Source organism: Pseudoalteromonas sp. SG45-2 (assembly GCF_014164115.1).
Taxonomy (GTDB): Bacteria; Pseudomonadota; Gammaproteobacteria; order Enterobacterales; family Alteromonadaceae; genus Pseudoalteromonas; species Pseudoalteromonas distincta.
In genome coordinates this window covers 34,235-54,963 of sequence record NZ_JACJEO010000029.1, presented here as the reverse complement: position 1 = coordinate 54,963, position 20,729 = coordinate 34,235, and the positions used below count along the sequence as shown (strand labels likewise).

Sequence of the window (20,729 nt, the reverse complement as noted above, 5' to 3'; positions counted from 1 at the left end):
TATAACCCAACACCTACACACCAAAAAACGCATCGTTATGCGTTTTTTGGGATCGCAATATCTGAAGTGCAATTTGCGTATCTATGGGAGATTCCGAGCACAGCCCCTCAATCGCCACCCATGAGAAAAAGTACTTCGATGTCAGTGGCTCGATCTGCCACCGAGTAATCAAACTAACGCAGAAAGGGGCAGAAACGAGTTATACCGGAATGGCTGCAATTGGCACAAACCGGAAATAGCTTCCAATTAACTCCGTATTTAAATTTTAGGTTTTAGCTGGGCTCTAATTAATAAATCATAATCTATTTGCAACACCTCGCTTAAATTCAAACTATTCTGAAGTTAACGCAAATTTTCAATTTAATTGGTGCTGGCCGAATAAAGGCTCATATGAGAATCAAATCGCCAGCTTCTTAAATAGAAACTAAAGATGTGACCGTTAAAAGGTTTATGCTAATTAAAAAATAACTACTCTTAACTATGACTCAGTTTTCTCTTTATAGTCACACAAATCCTCAATTATACAACTTCCACATTTTGGTTTTCTCGCTGTACACGTATAGCGCCCATGTAAAATAAACCAATGATGGAGGTTAAACATAAATTCTTTCTTATTTGGCGTATTTTTAATTATAGCCTGTTCAGTCTGCTCAACAGTCTTACCCTTAGCGTAACCAGTACGGTTTGCAAGACGTTGGATGTGAGTATCTACTGCTAAAAAGTATCTACCTTCATTATCTTTTAGCCAGCCAAAGGCTGTGTTGAGTACAACATTAGCGGTTTTACGGCCAACGCCTGGTAGGGCTTCTAGGGCTTCACGATTTTCTGGCACGATGCTGTTATGTTCATCCACCAAAATTTGGCACATTTTGTACACGTTGGCAGCTTTAGAGTTAAATAAGCCGATGGTTTTTATATAATCACGCAGTGTATCGTGGCCTATATCTAAAATGGCTTGTGGTGTATTAGCAACAGGGAACAACTTTCGAGTGGCTTTATTAACGCCTACATCAGTTGCTTGTGCTGAAAGAGTTACTGCTACTAGTAACTCAAATGGGCTTGAATATTCAAGCTCTGTAACTGGATGTGGGTTATCGTCGCGTAGGCGCGACAGTATTTGGTGACGTTTTTCTTTATTCATGCAACTTAAAACGTATTAGTGCTAATTGTTGCTCTAATACGTTTTCCCCTTAAGTTAAGCTAGTAACACGTGCTCGAGGGCCTTTTTCAGCCTCTGGCGGTGCAACTTGTTTTGATTTTATTTGTGCGTCAATTACGTTTTTTGCAGCAATAAGTAGCCCAAGCCCTAAAAAGGCACCCGGTGGTAAAATTGCCAGTAAAAATTGATTATCAAAATTAAATACTTCTATGCGCATGCTCTGTGCCCATGGGCCAAGTAATAAATCGGCTCCGTCAAACAGCGTACCTTGGCCGATTAATTCGCGCATAGCTCCTAACACTAACAATACAGCCATAAAGCCTAAGCCCATCATTAAGCCGTCAAATGCTGATAAATGAACAGGATTTTTAGAGGCGTATGCTTCGGCGCGGCCAATAATGGCGCAGTTAGTTACAATCAACGGGATAAAAATTCCCAATGATTGATATAAACCAAAGGTATAAGCGTTCATAAGTAATTGAACTATTGTTACAAAGCCCGCGATGATCATGACAAATACAGGTATACGAATATCTTTTGGCACCCAGTTACGCACAATTGATACGGTAACATTTGAGCCTATTAGTACGAGTAAAGTTGCTAAACCTAAACCTAAGGCATTTGTTACAGTTGAGGTAACGGCAAGCAGTGGACATAAACCTAAAAGCTGCACAAGGGCAGGGTTATTTACCCATACACCTTCTTTGTATAATGTTTTTAACTCACTCATTTAGCTACCTCCATACATTCGGCATTAGGTGCTGCAAAAATATCATCAAAATTAGTTTGTGCGAACAATACGGCATTTTTAACAGAGCCCACAACAGCACGTGGCGTTATGGTCGCGCCTGTAAATTGATCAAACTGGCCGCCATCTTTTTTTACAGCCCAGCGAGCGTCTTCTTCGCCTTCAACCGTTAAGCTTTTAAATGTTGTGATCCAAAGTGATTTTTTAACTTCTACTTTGTCGCCTAAACCAGGGGTTTCTTCGTGTTTAGTCGTACGCACGCCAGCAATAGTGCCATCGCTCAATACCGCTGTTAATAAGTTAATATCGCCACTGTAGCCATTTGGCGTAACATGCCTAATAACAACAGCGACTGGTTTATTGTTTTTACGAGCACGGTAAATTACTTGATTTGCGTACGGGCCTAGTTTTTCGTCAGTAATAACTACGCAATCTTGTGATAATTGATTGTCGTACGATTTTGGGTCGAGCACTTCTTGTAGCTGCGCAGTAAGTTGTAGCTGTTCTTGCTCTGCAATTTTATCGGCAGTAAGTGCATTGATCGAGGCAACTAAGCCTGTTGTTGCTAATGCAAACGCAGTTAAAATAGCACCATTTTTAGCCATTGACGAAATGATCATTTTACTGCTCCGTGGCCATAAGTACGCGGCTGTGTGTAGTAGTCTATTAGCGGCACTGCAATATTAATCAGTAATACGCTAAATGCGATAGCATCAGGAAAACCACCAAAGGTACGAATTAAATAAATTAGTAAGCCAATTAGCGCGCCATAAATTAAGCGCCCTTTGTTAGTTGTTGCTGCAGAGACCGGATCGGTTGCTATGAAAAAGGCTCCCATCATAGTGGCACCACTTAATAAGTGAAATAGGGTGCCCGGCTCTGTGCCTGGTGATGCGATATAACCAATAGCACTACATACAGCTAAAGTTACGATAAAACTAACAGGAATATGCCAGTTAATAATTTTTGCTTTTAATAAGTATAAACCACCGGCTAAAAAGCCTAAGTTAACCCAGGCCCAACCAAGGCCAGCCCATTCGTTAAATATTGGCTTTTGCATGCTTTCGGTAACGGTTAAACCGTGGGCTATGTCTGTCTTAACAGTATCCAGCGGTGTTGCCATTGTTAGGCCATCAACCCCTGCACGTACTTGATCTAGGCTAAACCCAGAGGCCGTAAAATCGGTAAATATTAGCCTTAGCTGGTCAGCAAAGCCTATTGGCGTATTTATTAAATCAGTAACAGGCAACCATGCGGTCATTTGTACTGGAAACGAAACTAAAAGCAGTACATAAGCCGCCATTGCTGGATTGAATAAGTTAAACCCAAGGCCGCCATAAAGCTGTTTAACTATAACAATAGAAAATAAACAGCCAATAACGATTATCCACCAAGGCGCAAGTGGTGGAATACTCAATGCCAATAACACGGCAGTAAGCCACGCACTGCCATCACTTAATGCAGGCCAAACAGGGCGTTTGCGCATTAGCATTATTGCAGCTTCAAATACACTTACAGCAACAAGGGCTAGTACTAGCTGAATAAGCACCCCGGTACCAAAAAAGAAAACTTGAGCAATTAGCCCAGGAATACACGCAGCAATAACGCTAAGCATTAATCGCGTTAACGATTTATGGCTGTGATTATGCGGCGAACTGGCCATGGTTAATTTCATGACTGATTATTTCCTTCTTTTTGTAACTTTTTAGCTTTTGCTCTCGCAATTGCAGCAGCCACGGCGGCTTTTTTCTTATCGTCGGCTGATTTAGGTTTATCTGCTTCAGTAGAATTGGATGAGTCATCGGTGTTACTTTCTGCACTCTTAGGTGCTGCGCTCTCAACTTGTAGCTCTTGGGGCTGAGTTTGTTCGGTATCTTCTAGTGCTTTAGCCGCTTTTTTAGCTTTAGCGCGGGCAATAGCCGCCGCTACCGCTGCTTTTTTGTCATCAACAGGGGTATCAGTTTGTGGTTCTTCACTTGTGGTTTGCTCGGCTTCTTCTAATGCTTTAGCCGCTTTTTTAGCTTTAGCACGAGCAATGGCCGCCGCTACCGCTGCTTTTTTATCATCAACAGGGGCATCACTTTGTGGCTCTTCACTTGCTGTTTGCTCAGCTTCTTCAAGTGCTTTAGCCGCTTTTTTAGCTTTTGCACGAGCTATGGCCGCCGCTACTGCTGCCTTTTTGTCATCAACAGGGGCATCAGTTTTTGGCTCTTCAATTGCTGTTTGCTCAGCTTCTTCAAGTGCTTTAGCCGCTTTTTTAGCTTTTGCACGTGCAATAGCTGCCGCTACCGCTGCTTTTTTGTCATCATCAGGGGCATCACTTGGTGACTCTTCACTTACGGGTTGCTCAGCTTCTTCTAATGCTTTAGCCGCTTTTTTAGCTTTAGCGCGAGCAATGGCTGCAGCTACTGCTGATTTTTTGTCATCAACGGGGGCATCGTTTTGTGGCTCTTCACTTGCTGCTTGTTCAGCGTTATCTAATGCTTGTGCTGCTTTTTTAGCTTTAGCTCGAGCAATGGCTGCAGCTACTGCTGATTTTTTATCATCAACGGGTGTAGTCTCGGCCGATTCATCTGTTTGAGATTTTTGCTCTTTATATTTACGCGCTTGTTCTTTACGTAGTGCGCGCTCTTTTGCTACTTCGCTGTTGTCAGGTTCTAATTCAGCAGATTGATCGCCTAGCTTTTTAGCTTTAGCGCGTGCAATAGCGGCTGCAACAGCTGATTTTTCATCGCCGTTATCTGATTTATTTTTAACACGGGCTAGTGCCTCAGCTACTTTTTGCTTTTCGTCAGCAGACTTAGCAGCAGGTTTACGTTTATGGCGGTTTTGGCGTTCTTCTTGCTCACGCTCTAAACGTTCTTTTCGGGCATCAAAACGATCTTTTGCTCTGTCAGCTTTAATTTTGTCAGCTTGTTGTTCTTTAATTTCAACTTTGGCTATACGGTAGTACTGTACAAGAGGGATTTCGCTTGGGCACACGTATGCACAAGCACCACATTCAATACAATCAAATAAATTGTGCTCTTGTAGTTTGTCGTACTCTTTTGATTTAGCAAACCACTGCAATTGTTGTGGCAATAAAGAAGCAGGGCAGGCATCGGCACAGGCGCTACAACGTATACAGGCTTTTTCAGGGCCGGGTTCCGCTAGCTCTTTATGATCAGGCGCTAAAATACAGTTAGTGGTTTTAACTATGCCAATACGTACTGTGGGTAGCGTAAAGCCCATCATTGGGCCGCCCATCACAACACTTTGCTGCGGTACAGGAGAGAAACCTTGGCAATCTAGTAAATGCTTTATTTCAGTACCAAGCAGTGCCCATACATTTCCAGGTTTATGAATAGTGTTACCTGTTACCGTAACTATACGCTCAATTAGCGGTTTGCCTTCATAAACGGCTTGTTGTACGGCAAACAAAGTACCCGTGTTATGCACTAAAATACCAATATCGGCTGGAATACCAATGCTAGGAACTTCACGGTTAGTAAGTAATTTAATTAATTGCTTTTCACCGCCAGATGGATAAATAGTTGGCACCGTTTGAATAATAATTTTTGAGTTATGCTCAGCTGCTTGCTTCATTGCTGCAATAGCTTCAGGCTTGTTATCTTCTATACCCACAATGCACAGTGTTGGGTTTAAAAGTTGCTGCATTATTTCAATGCCTTGGATAACTTCTTTAGCGTGTTCGCGCATTAAAACGTCATCGGCAGTAATATAAGGTTCGCACTCAACAGCATTTACAATCAAAAATTCGATAGGTTGCTTGGTATCTGCTTTTACATAAGTAGGAAAACCAGCACCACCCATACCGCTAATACCGGCTTGGTGAATAATATTTATAAGCTCATCATGGCTAAGCTCAGCAGGATTTTTATTTTTATTTAGAGCTACCCATTCGTCTTTGCCGTCTGGTTCAATAATAACACTTAGTTCAGGCAGGGCCGATGGATGTGCTGATGGCATAGGTGCAATATCAGTAACTACACCAGAGCTTGGCGCATGTACAGGTACCGACCAGTTAGCAGCGGGTTCTGTTAGTGGTTGGCCTTTTAATACGTGTTGGCCTTTTTCTACAAGTAACTTACCATTTGCGCCTATGTGCTGCTTAAGCGCAACAATGAGTTTGTCGGGCAAGGGTAGGCGAGTGATACTCGCACTATTAGAGAGTGATTTTTGTTGTGGTGGGTGTATGCCGCCAGGAAATGCCCACACGGTGCCTTTTTTTATTTGTTCAAGTAACTTGTCCACTCAAACCTCTAATCTATTTGTGTAACAGGAATAGCGTCTAGCTGCCATTTCCAGTTTTGTTTAGTTTCGGCTACAGGTAGCATATCAATGCAATCTACAGGGCAAGGCTCAACACATAAATCACAGCCAGTACATTCATCAATTAACACGGTATGCATTTGACGAGTTGCGCCCAAAATAGCGTCAACTGGGCAGGCTTGAATACATTTGGTACAGCCAATACATTCATCTTCGCGAATATAAGCCACTGTTTTTATAGGTTCTGCTTGCTCGCCACCGGCAAGTGGTTTTTCATCAACCCCCATTAAGCCGGCAAGCTTTTTCATGGTAGATTCGCCGCCTGGTGGGCATTTATTTATTTCATCGCCATTAGCTATGGCTTCGGCGTAAGGGCGACAACCCGGGTAGCCACATTGTCCGCATTGAGTTTGCGGTAAAATCGTATCTATTTGCTCAACAATAGGGTTACCTTCAACGCGAAAGCGAATTGCTGCAAACCCTAAAATAAGTCCAAAAATGAGTGCTAGCGAACCAATCGCTATCAAGGCATAAAACAAGGTCATATTAAAACTTCACTAATCCAGTAAAACCCATAAACGCCATCGACATTAAGCCTGCAGTGATCATTGCAATAGAGGCGCCTTTAAAAGGCGTAGGAACGTCAGCAGCTGCTAAACGCTCTCGTAGTGCTGCAAACAATACAAGCACTAAAGAAAAACCAACCGCAGCACCAAAACCATATACCGCAGATTGTAAAAACGAATGATCTTCTTTGATATTTAATAAAGCCACACCTAATACCGCACAGTTAGTGGTGATCAGCGGTAAAAATATGCCTAATAAACGATATAGAGTAGGGCTGGTTTTACGCACAACCATTTCGGTAAATTGCACTACAACGGCAATCACTAAAATAAAGCTCATGGTGCGTAAAAAGGCGATATCCAGAGGGATTAAAATATATTGATTAACTAAATAGCTAGTTACAGAGGCAAGGGTAAGCACAAACGTGGTTGCCAAAGACATACCAATCGCCGTATCAAGCTTACCTGATACGCCCATAAACGGACATAAGCCTAAAAATTGTACTAATACAAAGTTATTAACCAGAACGGTTCCAATCAATAACAAGACATATTCTGTCATGTGTGCCTCACGCTATTAAAGTCCTGCTTATTATCCTTTTTTCTGCCCCGATAAACAACATTTGCGAGTCGTTATCAGTTAAATAAACGCAAGGACAAACATATTGATCACAAGGCTGTAAAATTAATGTGATTTTGATGTAAGGAATTAGTCAAATAGCAGAAACAAAAAAAGAGCAACGAATGCTCTTTTTTGTATTAATTGAAAACTAATTAAATGTCTTTAGGTTTTTCTATGTAATAACCTTGAACGCCATCTAAACACAACGTTTCTATAATGTGTTTCTCTTCTTGGCTCTCAACGCCTTCAGCAAATACGCTAACACCAATGCGGTGGGCTAAATCGACCATTAAGCGCATAAAGTACTGATTATTTTTATCATCTTCTAGGCCGCGAGTATAACTTGCATCCATTTTAATAAAATCAGGTTTTAAATCGCGGAAAAACTTAAATGAAGTTAAGCCAACACCAAAACGTTCAACAGTTACGCGTGCGCCAACACGGTGAACCATGTCGATAAAGCGCTTACTAGCTTTGATGTTTTGCTGTAAACCAAACTCGCTTACCTCAAATACTAGTTTAGATGCAATATGCGTATCTTTCAATAATCGGCGCTCTAGCCAAATTACAAACTGATCGTTGTGTGCACTTGAGGCTGTTACGTTTAAACCAAAAAACTTTTCAGATAAATTACGGCTTTTAACTTTTTCAAGAGAAGAGTCGATGATCAGGCGATCAATTTCTATTGCCATATCAAGTTTTTCGGCCATTGCTAAAAAAGAAGCGGTAGGCAGTACTTGATTGTCTTCTGTTTTAAATCGAACTTGTACTTCAGCGTAGGCTTTTATGCTTTTACCAAGCGGCATAATGTTTTGCATCACTAAATGCACACGCTTAGATTCTATAACTTCCTTAATAACCTTACGCCAGTTTTGATTACCAAACCCCGCACTTACGTTATTAACTAAATCGGTTTCGCGTTGTACGTGCCATGCATTAACTTGCTTTGACTGCGCCATGCTCATCGCGTTATCAACAACAGAAAGCAGTTCGCCTAACGGTTTACCTTTTTCGTAACCTACAATACCCGTATTAGCTACCGAGCTTAACTCTTGGTTTTGTTGGTACTGCGTGAAGCGCGATTGCAGGTTTTCACCAAAGCGCTCAGCTTCTTTTAAAGGAATGTGGGGGAGTACTACCGCAAAATCAGAGCTGTTTAATCTGAATACTTGGCTACCCGTGTAAGTGCCGCTTATGTGCTTAATAATATCGGCAACGCCTTTAACGTACTCGTCACCTTTTTGATAACCACGGCTTTGGTTTATAGCTTGTAGTTCGCTACAACGAACCATAGCTAAAGAGCCAAATGTACTTTGCTCAGTGTTTTCAATATTTTTTTCGTAGTACTCAACAAACATATTACGATTACCAAGCGAGGTAATTACATCTTTGTACGCTTCATGCTTGATAGTCATAGCAGCGCTTTGTATGTCTTCGTTCTTGTTTTTTAAAAAATGTGATAACCGATTAAAGCTAGGTACTAAATCTTTTCCCATTTTTTTCAATCGAGTGCCATCTAATGCTGTTTCTAAATCATTATCAACTTGGTTTTGATTGATATAAATATCGATAATGTCAGCAACTGTTGTACTTATATTTTTATTTAAATGATAAAAAATAGATTTCATTAGAATTATTGGAATAATAACTAAAATGGCAGAAATCAAAATAACAATAAAAAGGGAAGTTTGTAGCTGCGATGCTAAATGCTCAATGTTAAGTACAAATTCAACTTTTATATCTGCGGCATCGTTTACAGCAAACTGTGGGCGTACAGAGTTAAAGTTAGAGAGTACAAAATCAGCAAACATTGGTAATTGAGTAGGGGGGTTAATGCTAAATACTTCAGCACCTTGGTAATCTCTTAGGGTAAAGCTTGAAAACGTATTACCATCTGCAATTGATTGTTTTAAATTTTGAGCAGAAATATCGTCTAAAGAAAGGTCATTAATATACTTAGTAACAGTTGTTTGTGCATTTTTTTGTGCATCACTTACCGCAGTATCAAAGCTTATAGATATGAAGTAGCTTCCTGCTGCAACACACAATAACCAAGAGATAATTTGTATAAAAATAAGTTTTTTAAATCCAGCCATGTTTTCAGTCTTTTAATAATCAAAAGGGAAGGAATCAAGTCCTTGATTAATAAACTAAGTACAGCGCATTAAAGAATTAAACTAATGCTTTAGTTATATAAGGAAGAGTAGTGGAAATAGCTTGGAATGTCTATGAAATTCTTAGAATTGGCTCCCCCTCCCCGACTCGAACGGGGGACCTGCGGATTAACAGTCCGTCGCTCTAACCAACTGAGCTAAGGGGGAACTAAAGTACTGATATTATTATGATGATTTGGCTCCCCCTCCCCGACTCGAACGGGGGACCTGCGGATTAACAGTCCGTCGCTCTAACCAACTGAGCTAAGGGGGAACTACATCATAAACATAAACTTGGCTCCCCCTCCCCGACTCGAACGGGGGACCTGCGGATTAACAGTCCGTCGCTCTAACCAACTGAGCTAAGGGGGAATCGTTTATGGTTGAAAAACTTGGCTCCCCCTCCCCGACTCGAACGGGGGACCTGCGGATTAACAGTCCGTCGCTCTAACCAACTGAGCTAAGGGGGAAGCGTCTTGCCTTTCAACGGGGCGAAATATTAATGACCGAGCCGCAAAGTGTCAACATATAAAAGTCATAAATTGAAAAAAGAGGTTTATTCGTTGTTTTTGTGTTCGATCTGCGTGATTTATAGCTCTATTAAAGCTGTTTTTTTAAGAATTTAAGAATACTAATGCGAGTTTTATTATTGTTGAGTCTTTAAATTGGTTAAATTAAACACGCCATTAAAGCCACTTGTAATTAAAAAACAACTCAAAAACATAAAATTTCATTTTTTACTTTCGGGTATTCTTCGTATTTATTTACTTTTTTATTTTAATTTTCTAAAAATATACCGCATGAATAGTCATAAAAGTATTTTCCCTCTTAATAGTGATCCAATTTTGATCTATAAATTGAGCAATTATTATCTTCGCTCAAAAATAGAACAATCAATAACTTAACTTTGTATTAAACGTTTTTTATTTACTAACGTATAACTATGTTAAGAAGAAAAATCGGCAAGCTTGCGTTTTCAGTGTGAGTTTATAAAAATGCCACAATTAGCAAATCAACAATTGGTTGGACCTCAGCGAAAATTGCGAGTCTCTCAAGGCCTTTATAAATGCGGCTTTGAATGAGTTATCCACGGTTTCTGTGGATAACTCTGTTTATGAAACTTTAAGAACATCATCGGCACCAATGTTTTAGGGTGCTACAACGATTTCAAGCTTTTAAATCACTATTTTTTATTCATTGTAAAACAGTGGGTTATGTTTTGGTGGCTAATAGATGTAACTCCATGAATGAATTTTTTCGTAACGATAAACCAAGTAGTTGCTTTGTGTAAAAAAGCATCAGATAACACAGGGTGTTTGTAATAAAAGTTATAAAAATGTGTTTTAATTGTTTTTTGGCGTGTTTAGGCTCTATTTTAACAAAAAGATGTAAAAACCAAGTTTTACTATTTTTTAGAATATTTACTTCCGTAATTACATCAATTGTAGTGATAAATCCGTGGCTTGAACTGCCTTGATGCTTTAAAATGATTCGTTCAGTAAAAGAGGCCTATTTATTTCATGCGCGCAATTTCAAAATCTCAGACTCGCCCAGATTTACTAAACGATCCTATCTTGCCTACATTAAAGACGATGACCATACCGATGATATTCGGCATGATCACACTAATGATGTTCAATATTGTAGACACCTTTTTTATAAGTTTACTTGGCACCGAACCATTAGCTGCCGTGAGCTTTACATTTCCAGTTACTTTTACCGTTATCAGCTTAGCAATAGGGCTGGGGATCGGTACATCAGCAGTAATAGCGAAAGCGCTCGGCAGTAATAAAATTGATGAAGCACGTTTTGATGCCAGTATTTCTTTAATGGTTGGTGTGGTTTTGGTTATTGTGTTGTCATCTGTTGGATATTTACTGATTGACCCCATATTTACTTTACTAGGAGCGGGCGCGCAAGTATTGCCGTTAATACATGAATACATGAATGTATGGTTTATCGGTAGCGTATTTTTAATAACCCCAATGATTGGTAATTCGGTACTGCGTGCCAGCGGTGATACCAAAACGCCAAGTATAGTAATGGGCGGAGCCGGGCTGATAAACGCCGTACTTGACCCAATACTGATATTTGGCTTTGGGCCGGTACCCGCGTTAGGAATTCAAGGCGCTGCCATAGCAAGTGTTGTCGCATGGTCGGTCGCTGTGGTTATTATTTTATATATATTAGCGGTTAAAAAACGTTTGTTGAGTCTCAAAGCGGGCAAGCAAACTGTAACTGGCGCTATTCGTAAAATATTAAAAATTGGTTTACCTGCTGCAGGTGCAAACATGCTTACACCCGTTGCAATGGCTGTAATGACCGCCTTAGTAGCGCATCATGGGCCAGAAGCCGTGGCCGCATTTGGAGTAGGAAGCCGGATAGAATCTATTGCAAGTATATTAGTGCTTGCGCTATCGATGACATTACCGCCATTTGTGAGTCAAAACTTTGGGGCTGGCAAATTATGCCGTGTCAAAGAAGCGTATACCGGCACACTAAAATTTGTGATGGTATGGCAATTTGCCATTTACGTATTACTAATTGCATTTTCAGGTGTTATAAGCCAATTATTTGGTAAAGAACAAGCCGTAATAGATGTAATTAAGCTCTTTATTTATACCATCCCACTAAGCTATGGCTTACAAGGGGTGATCATATTATCAAACTCATCGTTTAATGCTTTACACAAACCAATGAACGCATTGGTACTAAGCGTTATTCGTTTATTCATATTTTATGTACCATTTGCTTATATCGGCAACGAAATAGCCGGATTATTAGGGTTATTTATAGGCGCTGCCATAGGTAATTTATTTACAGCAATAGTGGCATATAAATGGTTTATGAAAAAACTAGAAGCGCTGAGCGGCGAATCGTTACAGGAGTGCAATAATTGAGCGACCATTTTCAGTTAAAATCACATTTCAAACCAGCAGGCGATCAGCCTACCGCCATTAAACAGCTATGCGAAGGGTTAGAAGCGGGGCTTGCACACCAAACGTTATTAGGTGCCACCGGTACAGGTAAAACCTTTACCATGGCCAATATTATTAGCGATTTAAACCGTCCAACAATAATAATGGCGCACAATAAAACATTGGCTGCGCAGCTATACGGCGAGATGAAAGAGTTTTTTCCTAAAAACGCGGTTGAATACTTTGTATCGTATTACGATTACTACCAGCCAGAAGCCTATGTTGTATCTAGCGACACATTTATTGAAAAAGATGCTTCGATAAATGAGCACATAGAGCAAATGCGTTTAAGTGCGACCAAAGCATTGCTTGAGCGTCGCGACACCATTATTGTGGCATCGGTATCGGCTATTTATGGTTTGGGTGACCCTAAATCGTACATGAAAATGATGCTGCTTTTAAAAGTGGGCGAAAAAGTAGATCAACGCGACATGCTACGCCGCCTTGCTGAAATACAATATACCCGCAATGATATAGATTTTAGCCGAGGTACATACCGCGTACGTGGCGAAGTAGTTGATATATTCCCAGCAGAATCAGACACTTTTGCTGTACGTGTAGAAATGTTTGATGATGAAATAGAGCGCTTAAGTATTTTTGACCCGCTTACCGGTGCAATTGAAAAGCACATAGTGCGCGCTACTATTTATCCTAAAACGCACTATGTTACCCCGCGTGAAAAAATACTTGGCGCTATCGAAAAAATAAAAGAAGAACTAAAAGAGCGACGCGCCCAGTTACTCAGTGCAAACAAATTAGTAGAAGAGCAACGTGTAGCTCAGCGAACGCAATACGATATAGAAATGATGACCGAGCTTGGTTATTGCTCGGGTATAGAAAACTACAGCCGTTATTTATCGGGTCGTACACCAGGCGATCCGCCGCCAACATTGCTTGATTACCTACCTGATGACGCACTAATGATTATTGATGAATCGCATGTAACCGTATCGCAAATTGGTGCAATGTATAAAGGCGACAGAAGCCGTAAAGAAAACCTTGTTGAGTATGGTTTTAGAATGCCCTCAGCAATGGATAATAGGCCACTGCGTTTTGAAGAATTTGAAGCCATAGCACCACAAACTATTTATGTATCGGCAACGCCTGGCGACTTTGAGTTAGAGCGCTGCGCGGGCGAAATAGCAGAGCAAGTAATTCGCCCAACAGGGCTGCTCGACCCACTTATAGAAGTACGTCCTGTGGGCGATCAGGTTGATGATTTACTCTCAGAAATATACAAAAGTGTGGAGAAGGGCGAACGCGTACTGGTAACTACACTTACTAAACGTATGTCTGAGGATTTAACAGACTACCTAAGCGAGCATAATGTAAAAGTACGTTACTTACATTCAGACATTGATACCGTTGAGCGCGTAGAAATAATTCGTGACTTACGAGCAGGCGTGTTTGATGTGTTAGTGGGTATTAACTTACTGCGAGAAGGCCTTGATATGCCAGAAGTGGCACTTGTTGCCATACTTGATGCTGACAAAGAGGGTTTTTTACGCTCGGCTCGCTCGCTGATACAAACCATTGGCCGTGCTGCGCGTCACTTAGATGGCCGCGCTATTTTATATGGTGACAGAATTACAAAATCAATGGCAAAAGCCATGGACGAAACAGCACGCAGGCGCGAAATTCAGCATGCATACAACGTTGAGCACGGTATAGAGCCTCATGCTCTGGCTAAAAAAATACTTGATGTAATGGATGTAGGCGAGGAAGCGGCTCCTAAAGACAACCTTAAACTTATACGTAAAGAGTCTAAAAAGGTTCTTAGTGCGAAAGAAATTGCCGTGCAAATTAAGCAGCTTGAAACCAAAATGCATGCATACGCAAGCGACCTAGAATTTGAAAAAGCGGGCTCTGTTCGCGATGAAATACATGAACTACAACAACAGTTGATTAATTAAAAATGACAGCAAACTTTACACCTCTTATTACTGCGCTTGAAGACGCACCAATTTTAAAAAATGAACTGTGTCGTGTTTTTCATGGCCGAGGCCACAGTGTCGAAGCATTAAGCCATGTTAATTTAGACTTTTACCCGCCCAGTTTATTTTTGGTTTCGTACGATGAAATTGACGAGCAAACACTAAGCGAGCTCACCAATGTTGTGTGGCAGTGGGCACAAGAAAACCAGCCAGAGCTTATTACGTCACTTGTGTACCAGCAACGTGCTGGCGTACAAAGCCAAAACACCGTGGTTTATGGGCAATTACCTAACCCACATGTTGTAACCGAAAATGGCATTCGCTTTTTGGTTGATTTACAGAGCCGCCAAAATACCGGAATATTTCCCGATATGCGCAGCGGCCGTGAATTTGTAATGGCTAACAGCAAGCATGGCAAAGTGCTTAATTTGTTTTCATATACGTGTGGGTTTTCGCTTGCCGCCATGCAAGGCGGGGCAGATCATGTGATGAACATGGATATGAGCAAAGGCGTGCTTAAAGTCGGCAAGCAAAACCATCAGCTAAATGGTTTTGAGCGCGGCGTAAGTTTTTTACCTCACGATATTTTAAAATCGTTTGGAAAACTAAAAAAAGCAGCCCCGTTTGATTTAATAATAGTTGATCCGCCAAGCTTTCAAAAAGGCAGCTTTATATTAACTAAAGACTATCAAAAAGTGCTGCGCAGGTTACCAGAGCTACTTTGCGATACTACACAATTACTATTGTGTGCGAATAGCCCAGAGCTTAGCGAAGATGCGTTTAAAGCATTAATAAACGAGCACACCCAAGGTGCAGTTGAATTTGTTGAGCGCCTAGCCCCCACCGAGCGTTTTATTGAAGTAGACAGCGACAAAAGTTTAAAAGCGCTTGTCTATAAAACGTCACAAACACCTGCTTAAATGAAGCTCAGTAAACGCCTAACTGCCATTGATACATTAATTTCGCAGCATCACGATATTATTTGGGATTGTTGCTGCGACCATGGTTATTTAGGCATGGCGCTATTAAAACGCGCAGCTGCAAACCACGTTATTTTTGTAGATATAGTCGCCACTTTAATGGACGATTTAGAAGCGCAATTATCATCTATTAATAAATTACAAAAAACCTGTGATAAAAATCCGCAGTGGCAGGTCTTATGTCAGGATGTAGGCAAAATTGAAATTGCTCAAAGTAAAAGCCAAGTAGTTGTAATAGCAGGTGTTGGCGGTGAGCTGTTATTAAGTTTAGTACAACAAATTATTGCTAATAACGCAGTGGATCATTTAAATAATGTTCGGTTTATTTTATGCCCCGTGCATCACACTTATAAGTTGCGAGTGGGTTTAAAACAACTTGGTTTAGGGCTTATAAGTGAGCAAATAGTTTACGACAACAAACGCTTTTATGAAGTGATTGAAGTGAGCTTTAATACCAATAATGAGATTAGCCGTACCGGCAACAAAATGTGGGACTTTGCTAGTACAGAGCACACTATGTACCAACGGCAACTCATAAATCATTATAATAAAATGCTCAATAAAGATAAGCCATACTATCAAAAAGTTATAACAGACTATCAAGAACTCACCGATAGTTAAAAAAGCCCAAAAGTAGGGCGTACATGTGATCTAATTACGACATTGACGACGTAATGTGTTCATAGTTTATATCGCACAACGCGAGTTTATTTGGTTTATTTATGTCAGATAACAAGAGTCACATTAATCATTTGCTTAGCAATGAGCAAAAATGGCAACACAGTTACGAGCAACCTATTTCTTATGCACCCCTTGTGCAATTGGCTAATAGTAATTGGGTGGTGCCACAGCATTTTTTACGTTACAAGCACACGCTTGAAAGCGTTAACGAAGTACTTGAGAGTATTGAATTTTCGGCTCACTTTAGAGTGCTTGCTGCACAAAAAGGTGAAGAAATTTACCTGCAAGTAGCAGTGCTGAGCCCTGATAACTACCAAAAAAGCGCATCTACTAATGAAGCCAAAGCTAAAAAACTATTATTTGGCAGACGCTGGATTGTAGAGGAAAACCTACCTACTTCAGAACTTATCCAAACTGCATTTTTAGCGTTAAAAGTAGCGCGAGAACATGAAGTAAGAGAGCTTTTTCAGTTAATGCAAAGCGGCGCAACAAGCACGCCATTTAACAATCACCATGACTTACCTGTAATGGCGCAAAACCCTGAACTTGTTAAAAGCGAAACGGTTACAAGTAACTTTGATGAAGTGCTTAAACGTATTGTATTTGCAGGAAAAAGTATTGAGCTTAAAAGTCAGCAGCAAGTAGCCGAGCAACATTTATATACTGTTGAGCTGTTGTGTGAGGATTGCCAGCTTAGCGAGTTTAATAAAAAAACAATTTCGTTTTTAACAGCAGACTCATCCGCTAATAGTTTTTTACACGGCTTAATTGCGGCATTGGTGGCCACAAGTAATGACTACGTAAACGAGCAGTTCAAATACAAAGGTTTTGCCCGTTTTAGTAAGCACGTTGCAGTTGAACAAATAGGTAACCTAAGTATCGCTATGCGCTCGCCAAGTACCGTAGGGCTTTGCTCTATGGGTAAGCAACATGCTAATCAGTTAAACTTTGAGATAGACAGTGGGCGAGCACCACAGGGCTGCGGGCAAGCTATTGGTGGGTTTTTAGCTGCTCACGGCATTGAGCAGCCAGAAAATGCGCATTTATATCCAAATTACTTATAACAACTTAAAGTTTGTTAATTTCATCTTTAACGTTAAAGCTTGAATCAGTAACAATAGCCTCAAGTGTTTGTACACGCTCTTTTAATGCAAGCACTTGTGCGTTTGTTTCAGCTAGTTGTTTATGGGCATCGCTGTTGTTGTTTTGCATTTTATGCTTAAACTCAAGGTGCTTTTTATACATATCGTAAACTACTCCTGAGCCAACCGAAATTAGCACAATAAGTACAATCATCGTAGTTCCAGACATAACCTCATTCCTTATCATTTTATTATTCGTTTATGGTTAAAGTATAACCTTTAAGCGCTTTTGATAAAGCTGACAATTGTAACTTAATTTGTATACTTTATTTAATTCAGCTTTAAGCGTGTTCATCATTTATACACTTTAGATATTGTTTAATAGTCGTCTAATCTCCATATAATAAACATATTTTAAATAATACAGTGAGTTGCTATGTTAAATAATAAAATTCCACCGGTTATAGTGGTACTGTTTTTTGCAGGCATAATGGCGCTTATTGCGCATTACAGTGTTATTGATTTTACCGCCTTTATTACCTACTTAGCAGCAAGTTTGGTCATTATTGGGTGTGTTTTTTGTATTGCAGGGGTAGCGAGCTTTAAAATAGCAAACACCACAGTAAACCCAAATAAACCTGAGCAAGCGTCAAAACTTATTACGAGCGGCATTTATAAAATTTCGCGTAACCCAATGTATGTGGGTTTTGCATTTATTTTAGCAGGGTGGGGTGTTTGGTTAAGTTCCTTGTGGGCGCTTTTATGTATTATCGGGTTTATTGCGTATTTAACGTTTTTTCAAATAATACCCGAGGAGCGTGCGCTCACTAAATTATTTGGTGAAGAGTTTACCGCCTATAAAGCGCGCGTAAAACGCTGGCTGTAATCAATACCATTGACTTAAAACCTGACAAACAAAAAAGGCTATCGATGATAGCCTTTTTTTGTTTGCAGCAATTGTATTACTAATTAATTGCGGCTTATTCGTATTCTAACGGGTCTGTAATGTTATTTAGTGCAAATGCTTCAAGGCGTTCTTGGCACGCGCCACATTTACCACAGGCCTTTTCACGGCCGTTATAACAGGTCCACGTTTGGCTGTAATCTAAACCCATTTCAATACCGTCGGTTAAAATACCAATTTTAGTATTATTTAAATACGGGCTAAAAATTTCTACCGCGTCGTAGTTAGCAATACGACACACATCATCCATTTTTTGCACAAATTCAGGACGGCAGTCAGGGTAAATAGCATGATCCCCAGAATGAGCGCCGTAATAAACTTGGCTAGCTTTAAGTGATACCGCGTAACCAACAGCAAGCGAGAGCAAAATCATATTACGATTAGGTACAATCGTACTTTTCATGCTTTCTTCTTCGTAATGGCCTTCAGGTACGTCAATATCATCAGTAAGTGATGAGCCACCAATAAGTTGGTTAATCGCCGAAATATCAACAATTTTATGTGGAACGTTTAATTTTTCACACACACTTGCCGCTACTTTAAGCTCTTTTACATGACGCTGACCATAGTCAAATGAAAGGGCATATACATCATGGCCTTGTTGCAGGGCTTTATTTAATACGGTAAATGAGTCCATACCGCCGGAATAAATAACAACTACTTTTTGCGTCATATCTGTTTTGCTCTTAGTTTTAATAGAGGTTTATATCAGGGCGCGATATACTACACGGCCGCAGCTTAAATAACAATTTTTGCACAGCGCTTTTTGGTTTTTTAATAGTAGCAATTTGGCTGCTAGGTAGTAAGTGAGATCTCTTTTGTACAAAATTAATGAAGTGTTTGAAACCATTCAAGGTGAAGCTAGCTTTACTGGCACACCCTCAATATTTTTACGTCTGCAAGGTTGCCCTGTAGGCTGCTCTTGGTGCGACACCAAGCAAACGTGGGATGTTGATAATGTATATAAAGTATCGCTGGATGAAACCGTAGAAAAAAAAGCCGACTCAGATCATTGGGCTAACGCCAGTGCAGAGCAAATTTTAGCTTTGTTTCAATCACGTGGTTACACCGCAAAGCATGTTGTAATTACTGGCGGCGAGCCATGCATGTTTGATTTAAATCCAGTATGTAACTTATTACATGAACACGGTTTTAGCACACAAATAGAAACCAGCGGCACGTTTGAAATACTCGCCCCAGAGCAAACATGGGTAACGGTATCGCCAAAAATCAATATGCGCGGCGGTTATGAAGTACTCACCAGCGCTATGAAGCGTGCCAATGAAATTAAACACCCCGTTGCCATGCAAAAGCATGTAGAAGAGTTAGAAGAATTATTTGCTAAAACAGGCGTTAACCCTAAGCTTGTTTATTTGCAGCCAATTAGCCAAAAAGTATCAGCAACAAAATTAGCAATCGACACCTGTATTGCCAAAAACTGGCGCCTATCAATACAAGTACATAAGTATTTAGGAATTAGTTAAAGCCAGCTTAAAGTTATATTACGTATGTTGGGTAGAGCGAAGCTAAACCCAACAAATCTCCACTTCCGCACCATTTTCTAATAACGTTTTATAATATTTAAATACGTAGGTCGGATAAGCGAAGTACCATCCGACAACCCTAAAACTCATATCTTCTTCGCTAATAGCCATAACTAGTTTACTATGCGCGACTTAAAAATATTCTACTACTTACCACTAGGCTTATATGTCCGCAAACGCGCTTTACACCGACCTTTCTGATTACTACGACTTAATGTGTGCAGATATTAATTATCAAGCCCAAAGCAATTCTATTCACAGGCTGCACCAAATTTTTGGTAATGGCGCAAACACCCATCTCGATTTAGCATGTGGCACCGGCCCGCATGTACGCCACTTTATTGATAACGGTTATAAAAGTAGTGGGCTTGATTTAAACCAGCCAATGCTAGATAAAGCAAAAACTCGCTGCCCAGAAGCGCAATTTTCGTTGCAAAACATGAGTGAATTTAAGGTAACCGAGCACTTGGATTTAATTACCTGCTTTTTGTATTCAATCCATTACTGCGACGGCATTAATAAGTTAAAAGAATGCCTTGCCAGCGTACACAGCGCATTAAACGTAGGTGGAATATTTTGTTTTAACACGGTTGATAAAAACAAAATCGACAGCGATTCATTTGTAGAGCACACAGCAACAAGCGAAAATAGCTTCTTCACATTTCGTTCTGGCTGGCACTATAGTGGCAGCGGCAGTAAACAGTTATTAAAACTCAGCATAGAAAAAACCACCGCAGACAAAACACTCGTATGGCACGACGAGCACCCAATGGTCGCTTTTAGTTACACCGAGCTTAAAGAAGCCTTAAAACCGTACTTCGAAATTCACATATTTGAACATGACTACGACAAAATAACCCCATGGGCACAGCGCTCAGGCAACGCCATTTTTGTCTGCGTAAAAATTTAAGTTAAACACGTACGTTGGGTAGAGCGTAGCGAAACCCAACGAGCTCCATACCCACGGCCAATACCCACACCCAATAACCCCGCATTATATATTTGAAAACGTAGGTCGGATAAGCGAAGCGCCATCCGACACAGTA

The 20,729-nt window shown here is 40.4% G+C and carries 18 protein-coding genes and 4 tRNA genes; 8 read left to right on the top strand and 14 right to left on the bottom strand.

The genetic code is table 11. The features are described 5' to 3' along the window. Window positions 1-478: 478 nt before the first annotated feature. The 12 genes from nth to H5116_RS17975 all read right to left on the bottom strand — a co-directional run bounded on the left by nth (window position 479) and on the right by H5116_RS17975 (window position 9,990). Window positions 479-1,141: an endonuclease III gene (gene nth / locus H5116_RS18030; protein ID WP_039487264.1), complete on the bottom strand. Its 663-nt coding sequence runs from the start codon at window positions 1,139-1,141 to the stop codon at window positions 479-481. Window positions 1,142-1,190: 49 nt separating this feature from the next. Continuing rightward, on the bottom strand, window positions 1,191-1,889 hold the full coding sequence (locus H5116_RS18025; protein ID WP_024595474.1) for an electron transport complex subunit E: 699 nt from the start codon (window positions 1,887-1,889) through the stop codon (window positions 1,191-1,193). Continuing rightward, entirely contained in the window at window positions 1,886-2,527 is a 642-nt protein-coding gene (gene rsxG / locus H5116_RS18020; RefSeq protein ID WP_149602385.1) for an electron transport complex subunit RsxG, read from the bottom strand. The genes H5116_RS18025 and rsxG overlap by 4 nt, the downstream gene beginning before the upstream one ends. Continuing rightward, window positions 2,524-3,582, bottom strand: coding sequence for an electron transport complex subunit RsxD (rsxD, locus tag H5116_RS18015; RefSeq protein ID WP_182716763.1), 1,059 nt, complete (start codon window positions 3,580-3,582; stop codon window positions 2,524-2,526). Before rsxD ends, rsxG begins: the two co-directional genes overlap by 4 nt. Continuing rightward, complete coding sequence (rsxC, locus tag H5116_RS18010; protein WP_182716762.1) at window positions 3,579-6,161, bottom strand: electron transport complex subunit RsxC; 2,583 nt, start codon at window positions 6,159-6,161, stop codon at window positions 3,579-3,581. The genes rsxD and rsxC overlap by 4 nt, the downstream gene beginning before the upstream one ends. Window positions 6,162-6,169: 8 nt before the next feature. Beyond that, window positions 6,170-6,724, bottom strand: coding sequence for an electron transport complex subunit RsxB (gene rsxB / locus H5116_RS18005; RefSeq protein ID WP_007585357.1), 555 nt, complete (start codon window positions 6,722-6,724; stop codon window positions 6,170-6,172). Window position 6,725: 1 nt separating this feature from the next. Next, entirely contained in the window at window positions 6,726-7,307 is a 582-nt protein-coding gene (rsxA, locus tag H5116_RS18000; RefSeq protein WP_008172491.1) for an electron transport complex subunit RsxA, read from the bottom strand. Between the two features lie 212 nt (window positions 7,308-7,519). Continuing rightward, a complete protein-coding gene (locus H5116_RS17995; RefSeq protein WP_182696126.1) occupies window positions 7,520-9,463 on the bottom strand; it encodes an EAL domain-containing protein in 1,944 nt (647 codons plus the stop codon). Between the two features lie 148 nt (window positions 9,464-9,611). After that, window positions 9,612-9,688: transfer RNA gene (locus H5116_RS17990), tRNA-Asn, on the bottom strand. A gap of 29 nt (window positions 9,689-9,717) precedes the next feature. Then, a tRNA-Asn gene (locus H5116_RS17985) sits at window positions 9,718-9,794 on the bottom strand. Window positions 9,795-9,815: 21 nt separating this feature from the next. Next, a tRNA-Asn gene (locus H5116_RS17980) sits at window positions 9,816-9,892 on the bottom strand. A gap of 21 nt (window positions 9,893-9,913) precedes the next feature. Then, window positions 9,914-9,990: transfer RNA gene (locus H5116_RS17975), tRNA-Asn, on the bottom strand. 1,050 nt (window positions 9,991-11,040) lie between these two features. Between H5116_RS17975 and H5116_RS17970 the strand changes: the two genes are divergently transcribed. The 5 genes from H5116_RS17970 (at window position 11,041) to H5116_RS17950 (ending at window position 17,157) form a co-directional block, all read left to right on the top strand. After that, window positions 11,041-12,420, top strand: a complete 1,380-nt coding sequence (locus H5116_RS17970; RefSeq protein ID WP_138489356.1) for an MATE family efflux transporter — start codon at window positions 11,041-11,043, stop codon at window positions 12,418-12,420. Continuing rightward, window positions 12,417-14,411 (top strand): excinuclease ABC subunit UvrB, encoded by a 1,995-nt coding sequence (uvrB, locus tag H5116_RS17965; RefSeq protein WP_039487290.1) that lies wholly within the window; start codon window positions 12,417-12,419, stop codon window positions 14,409-14,411. The genes H5116_RS17970 and uvrB overlap by 4 nt, the downstream gene beginning before the upstream one ends. 2 nt (window positions 14,412-14,413) lie before the next feature. Beyond that, the gene (locus H5116_RS17960; RefSeq protein WP_182716761.1) at window positions 14,414-15,352 is read left to right on the top strand and encodes a class I SAM-dependent methyltransferase; all 939 of its coding nucleotides are present in this window, start codon (window positions 14,414-14,416) and stop codon (window positions 15,350-15,352) included. Next, window positions 15,353-16,033 carry a tRNA (adenine(22)-N(1))-methyltransferase TrmK gene (locus H5116_RS17955; RefSeq protein WP_182716760.1) on the top strand — a complete coding sequence of 227 codons (681 nt, stop codon included), beginning with the start codon at window positions 15,353-15,355 and terminating at the stop codon, window positions 16,031-16,033. A 101-nt stretch (window positions 16,034-16,134) separates the two neighbouring features. After that, on the top strand, window positions 16,135-17,157 hold the full coding sequence (locus H5116_RS17950) for a hypothetical protein (protein ID WP_182716759.1): 1,023 nt from the start codon (window positions 16,135-16,137) through the stop codon (window positions 17,155-17,157). A gap of 4 nt (window positions 17,158-17,161) precedes the next feature. Here the strand turns inward: H5116_RS17950 and H5116_RS17945 are convergent, their stop codons facing one another. Further along, a complete protein-coding gene (locus tag H5116_RS17945) occupies window positions 17,162-17,404 on the bottom strand; it encodes a hypothetical protein (protein ID WP_010553668.1) in 243 nt (80 codons plus the stop codon). A gap of 207 nt (window positions 17,405-17,611) precedes the next feature. Here H5116_RS17945 and H5116_RS17940 point away from each other — a divergent pair, with 207 nt between their 5' ends. Next, window positions 17,612-18,061, top strand: a complete 450-nt coding sequence (locus H5116_RS17940; RefSeq protein ID WP_007378935.1) for an isoprenylcysteine carboxylmethyltransferase family protein — start codon at window positions 17,612-17,614, stop codon at window positions 18,059-18,061. A gap of 94 nt (window positions 18,062-18,155) precedes the next feature. Here the strand turns inward: H5116_RS17940 and queC are convergent, their stop codons facing one another. Then, window positions 18,156-18,812, bottom strand: coding sequence for a 7-cyano-7-deazaguanine synthase QueC (queC, locus tag H5116_RS17935; RefSeq protein ID WP_002960416.1), 657 nt, complete (start codon window positions 18,810-18,812; stop codon window positions 18,156-18,158). 145 nt (window positions 18,813-18,957) lie between these two features. Between queC and queE the strand changes: the two genes are divergently transcribed. Together queE and H5116_RS17925 are read left to right on the top strand one after the other, a co-directional pair. Continuing rightward, window positions 18,958-19,623: a 7-carboxy-7-deazaguanine synthase QueE gene (queE, locus tag H5116_RS17930; protein ID WP_024591014.1), complete on the top strand. Its 666-nt coding sequence runs from the start codon at window positions 18,958-18,960 to the stop codon at window positions 19,621-19,623. A gap of 226 nt (window positions 19,624-19,849) precedes the next feature. Continuing rightward, window positions 19,850-20,593, top strand: a complete 744-nt coding sequence (locus H5116_RS17925; RefSeq protein WP_182716758.1) for a class I SAM-dependent methyltransferase — start codon at window positions 19,850-19,852, stop codon at window positions 20,591-20,593. Window positions 20,594-20,729: the final 136 nt, after the last annotated feature.